Genomic DNA, 12,051 nt, shown 5'->3' with positions numbered 1-12,051 from the left:
TTCTATGCTACATGACAGCCAACCGAAGGCCACCTGCGGTATCACACACCCAGCGGATCGTGAGACCGCGCCAATTCCCGGGATAGATTCATGACCACACCCGTCGTCACGCGCTTTGCACCCTCACCCACCGGATTCCTTCATATCGGCGGTGCGCGCACGGCCCTTTTCAACTGGCTCTATGCGCGCCACACCGGTGGAAAGATGCTGCTGCGCATCGAGGACACGGACCGGCAGCGCTCGACCGATGAGGCCACGGCGGCCATTCTGGACGGGCTTGCCTGGCTGGGGCTCAACTGCGACGGAGAACCGGTCTCGCAGTTCGAGCGGGCGGACCGGCATCGCGCGGTCGCCGAGGAACTGGTCGCCAAGGGCGAGGCCTATTACTGCTACAGTTCCCAGGAAGAGCTTGAAGCGATGCGAGAAAAGGCGCGCGCCGAGGGCCGCCCGCCCCGCTATGACGGCACCTGGCGCGACCGTGATCCTGCAGAGGCTCCCGAAGGCGTCAAGCCGGTGATCCGCATCAAGACGCCCCGGGAGGGCGAAACCGTGGTCGAGGACCAGGTGCAGGGTACAGTGCGCTTTCCCAACAAGGACCTCGACGATTTCATCATCCTGCGCTCCGACGGTTCGCCGACCTACATGCATGCCGTCGTGGTGGACGATCACGACATGGGCGTCACGCACATCATTCGTGGCGACGATCATCTGACCAATGCCGCGCGCCAGACGGTGATCTACAGGGCCATGGGCTGGGAGGTGCCGGTGATGGCCCATATCCCGCTTATTCATGGGCCAGACGGGGCCAAACTCTCCAAGCGCCACGGTGCGCTCGGCGTCGAGGCCTATCGGGAAATGGGATATCTTCCCTCCGCCCTGCGCAACTACCTGGCACGGCTCGGCTGGAGCCACGGAGATGACGAGATCATGTCCGACGAGGACATGATTCGCTGGTTCGACATCGTGGACGTGAACAAGGGCGCCGCGCGTTTCGATTTCCAGAAGCTTGAAGCGCTCAACGGCGTGCATATGCGGCAGATGGACGATGCGAAGCTGCTCGACGTGCTGGTCGGCACATTGCCCTATCTCGACGGTGGGAAAGCGCTTCTCGACGCACTCGACGAGACGCGAAAAAACCAGCTTTTACAGGCCCTTCCAGGCTTGAAAGAGCGCGCCAAGACTCTCGTAGAACTCGTTGATAATGCGGCTTTTCTTTTCGCAAAGCGCCCGCTGTCGATCGACGAGAAAGCCGCGCAGCTGCTTGACGAGAATGCACGCCAGCTGCTTGCGGAAATTCTTCCCGTATTGCAAAATGTCGGCGATTGGACCCTTGCGAACATCGAAGCTGCTGTCCGCGTCTTCGCGGAACAGACCGAACGCAAGCTTGGCAAAGTTGCCCAACCCTTGCGGGCAGCGCTCGTCGGGCGCACCACATCGCCAGGCATCTTCGATGTTCTCTCCGTTCTTGGGCGAGAGGAGAGTTTGGCGCGCATCCGCGATCAGGCTGCCTAGCTTCGTCCCGCAAAGGACCTGGCTGGCGGAGCGGGTTCGATCACCGAGAGCGTGCTGCACTGCAATATTCAGATGCTGCACGCGCTTGGCACCACGGGGGAAATGCGTTAGCTATTTCGCGCGCTCGACCGCCGGCCATTTTTATTTGGGCGACAGTTTTCTGGCGCCAAGTTCCTTGAAGTGAGAGGTGATTGCGATGACCAAACCAACTGCGAAGCTGGAAATTGGCGGCCAGGAAGAAGGGCACGAATTTGAGGTTTTGAAGGGCAGCGTGGGCCCGGATGTCGTCAACATCACCTCGCTCTACAAAGACACCGGAATGTTCACCTACGATCCGGGCTTTACCTCGACCGCAAGCTGCGAATCGAAGATCACCTATATCGACGGCGACGAGGGAATTCTGCTGCACCGCGGCTATCCGATCGAGCAGCTTGCCGAACATGGTGACTTCCTTGAGACCTGCTACCTGCTGCTCTACGGCGAACTGCCGACCAAGGCGCAGAAAGAGGATTTTGACTATCGCGTGACGCACCACACCATGGTGCACGAACAGATGAACCGCTTCTTCACCGGTTTCCGCCGCGATGCGCATCCGATGGCCGTCATGTGCGGCGTGGTTGGCGCGATGTCGGCCTTCTACCACGACTCGACCGACATTTCCGACCCGCATCAGCGCATGGTGGCGAGCCTGCGCATGATCGCCAAGATGCCGACCATTGCCGCCATGGCCTACAAATATCACGTGGGTCAGCCGTTCGTTTATCCCAAGAACGAGCTCGGCTATGCCGCCAACTTCCTGCACATGTGCTTTGCCGTGCCGTGCGAGGAGTACAAGGTGAACCCGGTTCTGGCGCGTGCAATGGAGCGCATCTTCATCCTGCACGCCGATCATGAACAGAACGCCTCCACCTCGACGGTGCGTCTGGCCGGTTCTTCCGGTGCCAATCCGTTCGCCTGCATCGCAGCCGGCATCGCCTGTCTCTGGGGCCCGGCTCATGGCGGCGCCAACGAAGCAGCGCTCAACATGCTGGACGAGATCGGTTCCGTCGACCGTATTCCCGAATTCATCGACCGCGCCAAGGACAAGAACGATCCCTTCCGCCTCATGGGCTTCGGCCACCGGGTCTACAAGAATTACGATCCGCGCGCGAAGATCATGCAGAAGACCTGCCACGAGGTGTTAAGCGAACTGGGCATCAAGGACGACCCACAGCTCGACATCGCCATGGAGCTGGAGCGCATTGCGCTGACGGATGAGTATTTCATCGAAAAGAAGCTCTATCCGAACATTGATTTCTATTCCGGCATCACGCTGAAGGCGCTGGGCTTCCCCACCACCATGTTCACGGTGCTCTTCGCGCTCGCGCGCACCGTCGGCTGGATCGCCCAGTGGAAAGAGATGATCGAGGATCCGAAGCAGAAGATCGGCCGCCCGCGCCAGCTCTATACGGGCGCTACGCAGCGCGACTACGTGCCAATCGCCAAGCGCTGATCGCTTATACGATGCGACGAAGCCCCGCTGTTTTTCGGCGGGGCTTTTTCTTTATGGAGCGGCTCTGGCTTCCAGCGTGAGATGCGGCAGCCCGTTGGATGTCCGCTCGCGGGAATGCCCGTCCGGACCGACAGTTCCGCGAATGCGTTTGCGGTGGTTGGAGAAGCTGTCGAACGTGACGACGTCCACGGGTTCGTCCAGGTCGATCACAACGCGAAACCAGCCGGGGCGCAGCCTTTGCGAAGCGATCAGGGTTCCCTCAAACGGCCGCGAGAGATAGGTTCCCTGCACGCGCTGCCCGGGAGCCCATGCATCAGGCCCATTCTGCCCGATTGCCGCGCAAAGCGTGTTCCAGTCGCGATATCCATGCTGGTGCGCAATGGTTTCGAGCGCCTGCGCATGCGATACGACGCGCCCGCGATCCTTCAGATGCTGACGCAGGCGCTTTGCGAGCGCCTTTGCCTCTGCCATCGTCGGCAGTTCGGGATTCATGCCTGCTCTCCCCTCACTGCCGGGAAAAGCCCCCATCCCAGCCTGTTTCCCCGAGCCGTGCGGTAAAGCACGATGACGGTAAGGACGAAAAGCATCGCTTCAGCGGACGGCCCGGCAACCCAGATACCGGCCTCGCCGAAAACTGCCGCGAGCGAGAAGGTGAACGGGATCGCAAAGAGGTATGGCTTCGAAAGACCGAGCAGCGCCGCCCGACCCGCATCACCGATCGCCTGAAAATGCATTGCGATCATCATCAGCGGGCCAGTGGCGAAGAACAGACCTGTCATCACGGGAAGGATGCGCGCCACTTCGGCCACGACCGCTCGATCCCCGACGAAGACCCGCCCGATCGCAGAGGCGAAACAGGCCATCAGAACCTGAAGCGCAAGGCAGTAGACGAAGGCGACGACAACAGCAAATTGCAGGCTCCTGTTTACACGCAACAGCCTGTCTGCGCCGAAATTGTTGCCCGTGATCGTCTGCATCGCATGGCTCAATCCAAGAAGCGGCAGGAAAGCGAAGGTCATGACCCTCGTTATGATCCCGTATGCCGAAACGGTGGTCCCATAGCCCGGCGCCCCTACCCATTGAAGCGCTGTAAGGATCGTTGCCGCCCCCAGCGCGAGGCCGATAAAATTCAGGCTCTGCGGCGCTCCGAGTGCCAGGATGCGTGCCCAGCCTCCATGCAGCCCGTGGCGCACAAGGACTGAAAGAGGCAGTTGCGTCCGGCCCCGCAGACGAAAGGCAAGAATGCCTGCGAATGCGAGCGCCTGGGCGAGTGCGGTTCCATAGGCAGAGCCGGCAACCCCCATGCCGAGACCGGCGATCAGCATGTAGTTGAAGCCGATATTGGCAATTGAGACGAGCAGGCTCATCGCGGCCATCAGGTTGACGCGGCCCTCATTGCGCAATGCGTCGGAGTTGACGGAAAGCAGGAACAGAAGAGGTGAAAAGAAGACCGTGATCCGCAGATAAATCAGCCCCATCTCCGCCAGTTCCTGGGAGCCACCGGCAACAAGCAGGGAGATCGCCGGTCCGAACGGAAGGAAAAGCAGCATCAGAAGAAGGCTGACCAGAAGCGCAAGGCCGTGCGCGCCGGCGAACACTCCGGCTGCCGCCTGTGTTTCGGCCGCGCCAAGACGACGTGCCAGAAGGCTCGACATGCCGCTCGAAACAAGCGTCGCCAGTGCGACGACGAGCATATAAAGCGGAAACATGAGCGTGACGGCGGCCAGCGCATCCGGTCCGACGAAATGCCCCAGGAAGAGCGCGTCGCAGACAGCGAGCAGTCCGTTCATGCCCATCACGAAGATGATCGGAAGCGCGGTACGCGCATAGATGGGTCCGAGAGGACCTTCGGTGAATGCGTTAATGGGCTTTTCAGACAAATCCCCGTTCTCCTGTCGCCAGAGCCGCGCTGAAAAGGACGGGGGTCCGCATTGCCATCCGCGCGACATGCGTGGAGGAGGATTGAAAAGGTCTGAGGCAGAACTTCACCGTGACATGATGTCAGCGGACGGCAGGCGTCTGCAGCCGATCCGCTCTCTAGCCGGAAGCCGCCTTGACGTCAATGATCTGCGTGCTTTGCGAGCCTGTTGCCGGAAAAGCCTGCAAAATCTCAGGCGGCGCCTGAAACATGCCGGAGAACCACCTGCGCAGCGATCTCACCGGACGGACGTGCGGTGGCCAGTGCTTCGGCGATCTCCTGGAAGCCGGCCATCTGCGCGGCCCGACCCGGCTTGTCGTCCCACAATGTCGTGATCTGGCGGGCCAGATAGGACGGCCGGACATATTGATTGAAATGCTCAGGCACGACCGGCCAGCCGGCAATCAGGTTTGGCAGGGCCGCCGACCACACGGTGATCAATGGAATAAGCGCACGCGCCGCGAAATCCGTCTTGTAGCAAAGAATGGTCGGCACCCGAGCCAGGGCCAGCTCCAGCGAGACGGTTCCGGAGCATGCCAGTGCTGCATCGGCCTCGGCAAACGCCCGCCATTTGCGTTTCTGATCGAGGATGATTTCGGGCTTTTGCGGCCAGTCCTTCACCGCAGCCTCGATCATGGAGGAGACGTGCGGGACGGTGGGCATCAGCACACGGAAATCGTGCCCCGCCTCATGAAGGTGGCGCACGGTTTCCCCAAAAGGCTGGAGAAGACGCGAGACCTCGCCCCGGCGCGATCCGGGCAGGAGAAGCAGGGAGCGCTGTTCGTCAGGCGCTTTGGCCGCCCCAGACAGATGCGCCTGCGCCGCAGCAAGGATGTTCGGGTCGCTTGCCAGACGATGGCCGACAAAGGTGCCGGCCGGGCCGCCAAGCCGTTCCAGTTCGGCAGGTTCGAACGGCAGAAGACAAAGCACCTCGTCGACATGCGGGCGCATGGCGGGCGCCCTTCCCGGCCGCCACGCCCAGACGCTTGGGCAGACATAGTGGATGATCGGGATGGAGGGCGCGAGCGCGCGCACCTTCTTTGCGACGCGGAGGCTGAACTCAGGACTATCGATGGTGATCAGGCAGTCGGGCCCTGCATCTGCGACGGCTCTTGCCGTCTGGCCGATGCGGCGTATCAGTCGGGGCAGATCGCGCACGATAGCGCTGATCCCCATCAGAGCAATCTCCTCGGCATCAAAGATCGACTCCAGGCCCTGTGCAACCAGCCCTCGCCCGCCAACACCCAGAAGCTCGACGTCCGACCCGCTTTCCCGACGGAGCGCCTCTATGAGGTCTGCACCCAGAAGGTCCCCGGATTCCTCGCCGGCAATGATGGCAATCTTCAAAGGGCGGCGCTCAACGCTCATCGTGCGCCTCCGGATCGAGCCCGATCACGAACAGACCATGCTCGTCTGCCAGCCCGATCGTGGTCGCATAGTCGAGGATCAGCGAACGCCCGGCCTCGACGCCGACGCCGGCGAGCCCGGCGGCATGTGCCGCCCGTATCGTATCGGGGCCTATGGTCGGCATGTCGGCGCGTTTCTCCTGATCCGGCTTGACGCACTTCACCAGCGCCCCGCCCGCCTTTCCCGCAAGGCGCCCATGGTTGCGCATGCCCCGCATCCGCTCAAGCAACCCTGCAGTTCCCTCAATGCCTTCGAGCGCCACGGCACGGCCGCCCACGGCGATGGCGGCCTGACCGATGTCGAGCGCACCGATCATGCGGGCTGCCTCATAGGCGGCGGCCAGGTCTTTCCTGTCGGAGGCCTTTGGCCCGCTGCGGGTCATGACCCCTTCGGGCGCGAGAAGCTCCGGTGCAATCTCGTGCGCGCCCAGAACGCGAATGCCTTTGGATTCGATATGCGCAATGACCGCGCGCAGGAGACCATCGTCGCCCTTTGCATAGGCTGCCAGAAGTTTGGGAAGAGCGCAGAACACATCCCATCCAAGCCGGACCTTCAGGATCGGCGGGCGGCGGCTTACCCCCCCGGCAAGCACGAGATGGGTCACGCCTGCGCGCTTGAGCCTGGGCAGGAACAGTCCCAGACGCTCGGCCGGCGCCGGCCATAGATCGAAATCGGTGACGTTCTCGCCATCCAGCCAGTCCGCCTCGCCTTCAATGGCAACGACGAGCGGCCTGTGCCCGCCCTTGACGAGCGTGCGCACCACATCCCGTGGCAGGGCTCCGCTGCCGGCGACGACCGCAACTCGGGCATCGCGCGGCAGAACCGGGTGGTTTTCAGGCTGTGTCATCATCCTCGGACGCGCCTTTGCCACGCGCCGGGAGTGTGAAGTGGCGCTTGTCCCTGCCGGAAACGAAGGCGACAATGTCGCCGATCAGCTCCGAAGAGGGATAAGCGTTCCGGACAGCGACGGCGTTTTCTTCCAGCGATGCCCCTTCCGCAAAGAGCGTCCTGTAGGCCCTGCGCAGGGCCGCAATGTCCTCGCGCGGCATGCCCGAGCGTTTCAGACCGACAAGGTTGAGGCCGCGCAGGCGCGCCCGGTCACCCACTGCCATGCCATAGGGGATGACATCGCCCACCACGGCGGCAAATCCGCCCAGAAAAGCGTGATGGCCAATGCGTACGAACTGATGAACGGCGGCATAGCCTGAAATGATCACATGATCGCCGATCTCTGCATGCCCGCCGAGACCGGCATAGTTGGCCATGGTCACGTGGTTGCCGACGTCACTGTCATGCGCGACATGCGAATAAGCCATGAAAAGGCCGTGCGAGCCGACCGTCGTCCTGCCGCGGCTTGTGTCCGTTCCAGCGTGAAAGGTCACGCCCTCGCGTATCACGCATTGGGCGCCGACATCGAGCGTGCTCTTGCCGCCCTTGTGCTTGAAGTTCTGCGGCGGAGCGCCGAGAACGGCCTGCGGGTAGACTTGGCAGGCCTCGCCCAGCGTCGTGTCGCCCATGATCGTCACATGGCCGATCAGTTCCACGTCGTCATGAAGCCTGGCGCCCGAAGACACATGGCAAAACGGGCCGATACGAACCCCTTCGCCCAGTTCGGCACCGGGCTCGATAACGGCCGAAGGGTGAATGACAGTCTCGCGCGCCATAAAATTCCCGTCAGTTCGCCTGTTCAACAGACATCATCGCCGAGATGACCGCCTCGGCAACCTTGGTGTCATCCACCTTTGCGACGCAATCGAACTTCCAGATGCTGCCGCGCTGTTTAACCTTGGTCACGTGGATTTCGAGACGGTCGCCAGGCACGACGGGCTTGCGGAACTTGGCATTGTCGATGGTCATGAAATAAACGAGCGAAGGGGTTTCGTCGCCGGCATTGTTGATACAGATCGCACCGGCGGTCTGCGCCATTGCCTCGACGATCAGAACACCCGGCATGACCGGCTGCGCCGGAAAGTGCCCCGTGAAATGAGGCTCGTTCATCGTGACATTCTTGATGCCGATGGCCGAACGGTCACCGTCGATCTCGACAATCCTGTCGACCAGAAGGAACGGGTAACGATGCGGAAGCAGCCGCATCAGATCCATGATGTCCAGGCTTTCAAGCGTGGTCGAAGCGGTGTCACTCATCCCCGTCCCTCATTTTCTTCCTCTTCCCGTCTACCAGCCCCCGCAAGGCAGCCAGCTCACGAAACGCCTCGCGTATCGGCTGGGCGGGGGAACCGGCCCAGCGCTCGCCTGCCGGCACGTCGTTCATGACGCCGCTCGACGCGGCAAGCTGCGCACCGGTGCCGATATTGATGTGATCGGCTATACCGACGCGGCCGCCCAGCATGACGAAATCGCCGAGCGTCACAGAGCCCGAAAGGCCGCAATTTCCGGCAATGACGCAGCTACGGCCGATGCGGACATTGTGCGCCACCTGGACCAGGTTATCGATCTTCGTGCCCTGCCCGATGACCGTATCCACGAGCGCGCCGCGATCAACGGTGGTGTTGGCGCCGATCTCGACATCGTCCTGAATGACGACCCGGCCGATCTGCGGCAGTTTTTCCAGTCCCCTTGCGCCCGGCAGATAGCCGAAACCGTCCTGGCCGATCCGCACGCCGGCATGGAGGATGACGCGATCACCGATCATGGCGCACTGAACCGAGGCCCCGGGGCCGACATAGCTGTCCCGGCCAATCCGGGTGAATGCACCGACCACGGCATTGGGCGCGATGGTCGTGCCGCGTCCGATCATGACGCCCGCGCCGATGACGGCGCCGGGCTCCACAATCACACCATCCTCAAGAACCGCATCGGCCGCCACGCTCGCTCGGGCGGATATCCCGGTCTCACCGGTCATCGATCCGGGGCTCATAGCCTGAGGAAAGAGAAGCCGTGTGATCTCGGCGAATGCGACCTGAGGTTTGTCGACGATCAGAACCGCGACAGTATCGGGGCAATGGCCTGCCGCCTCGCGCTTGCACAGGACAGCGGCGGCCGTCGTGTTTCGCACGAGCTCGGCATTGCGTTTGCCCTCGATGAAAACGAGCATGCCTGCCCCGCCCTCGGACGCGGCGGCAACACCCTCGATCACGACCTCTGCGAGCTCGGGGCGAACAAGCTCAGCTCCCGTCAGCGAGGCAACCTCGCCTGCCGTGATGCGGCGTGCGGGAGGAAAAAAATCAGGGTCCTTCATGGAAACCTTTCGCCCGGGCCCACAGGGCCCGGGCTAAACGGAACTGCTCCAGCAACACGCAACGGCTAGAAGCGTGTCGAAATACCGAAGTTGAAATGCTCCACGTCGTCCGTCTCTTCCTTCAGGACGGGGTAAGCATAGTCAACACGCAGCGGACCGAAGGGCGAAGCCCAGATCAGGCCGGCGCCCACGGAGGCGCGCCACTGCAGATCGGTTCCGATCGCGCCGGCAACGTCGCTGCCGTAGAGCGTGGCGGCGTCGGCGAAGACCGCGCCGCGAAGGCCGAAGCTCTCGGGCAGGATCGGGAACGGGAACTGGGCTTCGGCGGAAGCGTTGAAATAGGTCTTGCCGCCGATGTGATCGATGCCACCACCCGTCGAATTCTGATACGGGCCGATGCCGTTGTAATCAAAGCCGCGAATGATGCGATCGCTGCTCGAGAAATGATCGAACACGCGGAGATCGCCATCAAGCGCCTGAATGTGACCGGCGCCGACCGTGAACAGGCCGACCAGATCAAGCTCTTCCGACAGCGTGTGGTAATAGGTGCTGCGCGCGGTGGCCTTGATGAACTTGGCATCGCCACCAAGACCGGCAACCTCAAGCGTCAGGTTCGCATAAAGACCCGAATGCGGATTCTTCATGTCGTCGATCGTGTTGTAGATCAGCGAACCGCTGACCGACGACTTGATCCACTTCTCCTGACCGATCGCTTCGACGAGCGCCGGAGCGAGGTTACAATTGGCGTCGTTGGCGGGATTCCCGTCGTTCAGGTTCGCGCAGTTGCCGATGCCCGTATATTCCTCCTGGGAGAGGTTGTAGGCGAGCTGCGTTGACAGCGCCTCGGTGATCGGCAGGCCGAAGCGGACCGTCGCACCCGTCGTGTCGCGCTCATACTTGTCGTCGAACTTGCGGGTGCGGCGATAAACGTCGAAACCTGCAGAGATGCGGCGACCAAGGAAATATGGCTCGGTGAACGAGAACGAGTAATCGCGCGAGTTCTTGCCGCCGCCGGCAGCAACGCGGACATACTGACCGCGACCAAGGAAGTTGCGCTCCGTAACGGAGCCTTCCACGGAGAAGCCACCGCTGCTGTCGACACCGCCGCTGGTCGAATAACCGGCGCCGATGGAGAATTCACCCGTCGACTTCTCGACCACATCAACCACCAGGACAACCTGATCGGGCTGCGATCCCGGCACGGTCGAGATGTTGACCGTCTGGAAGAAGTTGAGCGCTTCAAGGCGACGCTTGGCACGCTGCACCAGCACCTGGTTGAAGGCATCGCCCTCGCTCAGGTCGAATTCGCGGCGGATCACATAGTCGCGGGTGCGCTGGTTTCCGCGGATTTCGATGCGCTGGATATAGGCGCGCGGTCCCTCGTCGATCGAATAGACGACATCGATCTCGCGGGTTTCGAAATTGCGGTTGCCGCGCGGCGTGACCTGCGCGAAGGCATAGCCCATGCCGGCGACGTGCTCTGTCAGGGCAATGATGGAATCTTCGACATTCTTCGCGCTGTAGACGCTGCCCTGACGGGTTTCGATCTGCGAGCGAAGGGTCTCCGGGTCGATGCCGGAAATCGTGCTTTCAACGTCGATATTGCCAAAGCGATAGCGCTCGCCCTCTTCCACCGTGAAGGTGAGTGTGTAGGCGTTCTCGGTCTCGTCGAGATCGGCAGTCGCGGAAATGACGCGGAAATCGGCATAGCCACGATTGTAGTAGAAGCGACGCAGGGTCTCTTCGTCTGCACGCAGACGGTTGTCGTCGTAGATGTCGTTGCGCAGCAGGAAGGAAAGGAAATTCGACTGCTTCGTCGAAATCACGTCCTTCAGACGGCCATCACGGAATGCGTTGTTGCCGACGAAGTTGACTGCCGCGATCTTCGTACGGCCGCCTTCCTGCACCTCGAAGATGACATTGACGCGGCCATCCTCGAGTTCCTGCGTACGGCTGCTGACGGTCGCGTCATCACGACCGATGCGCCGATAGGCCTCACGAATGGTCTCTTCGTCAGCCTGAAGCGCCTGATTGGAGAAGGATTTGCGTGGCTGCAGCTGGACGGCGCGCGCCAGGTTAGCGTCCTTGATCTTCTTGTTGCCCTGGAAAATCACCTGATTGACGATCGAATATTCCTCGACCGTAACGATCAGCGTGCCGCCGGACTGATTGATCGACACGTCGGCGAACAGACCGGTGGCGAACAGGCGCTTCACCGCATCGTTCACATCATCCTGCGAGAACGAACGCCCCGGACGGATGCTGATATAGTTGCGAATGGTTTCCGCGTCGACGCGACGGTTTCCACGCACCTCGATTCGGCTGACCGTGGCAGCATGCGCCACCTCCATTGCGGCCAGCTCAACGGCGATCGTCCCCGTCATCGCCAACCCCGCCGAAAGGGCCACTGCCGAAACGGCGTTCTTAAAGCTCGAAGATGCCTTCATTGGGCCTGAAAACCTCTATTCTCTTTGTCCCCGCAGCGAGAAATAGGAACAATCCTGCAAAGCAGCTAACCTAATA

General features: G+C 61.7%; 10 protein-coding genes. 2 read left to right on the top strand and 8 right to left on the bottom strand.

Annotation, left to right across the window (positions count from 1 at the left end):
- Positions 1–90 precede the first annotated feature (90 nt).
- Positions 91–1,512, top strand: a complete 1,422-nt coding sequence (gltX, locus tag BLW55_RS01640; RefSeq protein ID WP_090326284.1) for a glutamate--tRNA ligase — start codon at positions 91–93, stop codon at positions 1,510–1,512.
- 196 nt (positions 1,513–1,708) lie between these two features.
- Entirely contained in the window at positions 1,709–3,004 is a 1,296-nt protein-coding gene (gltA, locus tag BLW55_RS01635; RefSeq protein WP_007006705.1) for a citrate synthase, read from the top strand.
- A gap of 51 nt (positions 3,005–3,055) precedes the next feature.
- Here gltA and BLW55_RS01630 read toward each other — a convergent pair whose 3' ends face one another.
- The 8 genes from BLW55_RS01630 to bamA form a co-directional block, all read right to left on the bottom strand.
- Complete coding sequence (locus BLW55_RS01630) at positions 3,056–3,496, bottom strand: glyoxalase superfamily protein (protein ID WP_025031428.1); 441 nt, start codon at positions 3,494–3,496, stop codon at positions 3,056–3,058.
- Positions 3,493–4,884, bottom strand: a complete 1,392-nt coding sequence (locus tag BLW55_RS01625) for an MATE family efflux transporter (protein WP_090326282.1) — start codon at positions 4,882–4,884, stop codon at positions 3,493–3,495. The genes BLW55_RS01630 and BLW55_RS01625 overlap by 4 nt, the downstream gene beginning before the upstream one ends.
- Positions 4,885–5,114: 230 nt before the next feature.
- Positions 5,115–6,290, bottom strand: a complete 1,176-nt coding sequence (gene lpxB, locus BLW55_RS01620; RefSeq protein WP_090326279.1) for a lipid-A-disaccharide synthase — start codon at positions 6,288–6,290, stop codon at positions 5,115–5,117.
- Entirely contained in the window at positions 6,280–7,179 is a 900-nt protein-coding gene (locus BLW55_RS01615; protein ID WP_090326274.1) for an LpxI family protein, read from the bottom strand. The genes lpxB and BLW55_RS01615 overlap by 11 nt, the downstream gene beginning before the upstream one ends.
- Positions 7,163–7,993: an acyl-ACP--UDP-N-acetylglucosamine O-acyltransferase gene (lpxA, locus tag BLW55_RS01610; RefSeq protein WP_090326271.1), complete on the bottom strand. Its 831-nt coding sequence runs from the start codon at positions 7,991–7,993 to the stop codon at positions 7,163–7,165. Before lpxA ends, BLW55_RS01615 begins: the two co-directional genes overlap by 17 nt.
- Positions 7,994–8,003: 10 nt before the next feature.
- A complete protein-coding gene (gene fabZ, locus BLW55_RS01605) occupies positions 8,004–8,474 on the bottom strand; it encodes a 3-hydroxyacyl-ACP dehydratase FabZ (protein WP_090326269.1) in 471 nt (156 codons plus the stop codon).
- On the bottom strand, positions 8,467–9,528 hold the full coding sequence (gene lpxD, locus BLW55_RS01600; protein WP_007006712.1) for a UDP-3-O-(3-hydroxymyristoyl)glucosamine N-acyltransferase: 1,062 nt from the start codon (positions 9,526–9,528) through the stop codon (positions 8,467–8,469). Before lpxD ends, fabZ begins: the two co-directional genes overlap by 8 nt.
- 65 nt (positions 9,529–9,593) lie before the next feature.
- The gene (gene bamA / locus BLW55_RS01595; protein WP_007006713.1) at positions 9,594–11,975 is read right to left on the bottom strand and encodes an outer membrane protein assembly factor BamA; all 2,382 of its coding nucleotides are present in this window, start codon (positions 11,973–11,975) and stop codon (positions 9,594–9,596) included.
- Positions 11,976–12,051 lie beyond the last annotated feature (76 nt).

Source organism: Nitratireductor aquibiodomus, from assembly GCF_900105565.1.
Lineage (GTDB): Bacteria > Pseudomonadota > Alphaproteobacteria > Rhizobiales > Rhizobiaceae > Nitratireductor > Nitratireductor aquibiodomus.
Note: the sequence above shows the minus strand (reverse complement) of the source record. Positions and strands in the feature narration are given on the sequence as shown.

Excerpts from the sequence above, each read along its gene's own strand:
- gltX (WP_090326284.1), top strand. The coding sequence starts at position 91 with ATGACCACACCCGTCGTCACGCGCTTTGCACCCTCACCCACCGGATTC.
- gltA (WP_007006705.1), top strand. The coding sequence starts at position 1,709 with ATGACCAAACCAACTGCGAAGCTGGAAATTGGCGGCCAGGAAGAAGGG.
- BLW55_RS01630 (WP_025031428.1), bottom strand. The coding sequence starts at position 3,496 with ATGAATCCCGAACTGCCGACGATGGCAGAGGCAAAGGCGCTCGCAAAG.
- lpxB (WP_090326279.1), bottom strand. The coding sequence starts at position 6,290 with ATGAGCGTTGAGCGCCGCCCTTTGAAGATTGCCATCATTGCCGGCGAG.
- BLW55_RS01615 (WP_090326274.1), bottom strand. The coding sequence starts at position 7,179 with ATGATGACACAGCCTGAAAACCACCCGGTTCTGCCGCGCGATGCCCGA.
- lpxA (WP_090326271.1), bottom strand. The coding sequence starts at position 7,993 with ATGGCGCGCGAGACTGTCATTCACCCTTCGGCCGTTATCGAGCCCGGT.
- fabZ (WP_090326269.1), bottom strand. The coding sequence starts at position 8,474 with ATGAGTGACACCGCTTCGACCACGCTTGAAAGCCTGGACATCATGGAT.
- lpxD (WP_007006712.1), bottom strand. The coding sequence starts at position 9,528 with ATGAAGGACCCTGATTTTTTTCCTCCCGCACGCCGCATCACGGCAGGC.
- bamA (WP_007006713.1), bottom strand. The coding sequence starts at position 11,975 with ATGAAGGCATCTTCGAGCTTTAAGAACGCCGTTTCGGCAGTGGCCCTT.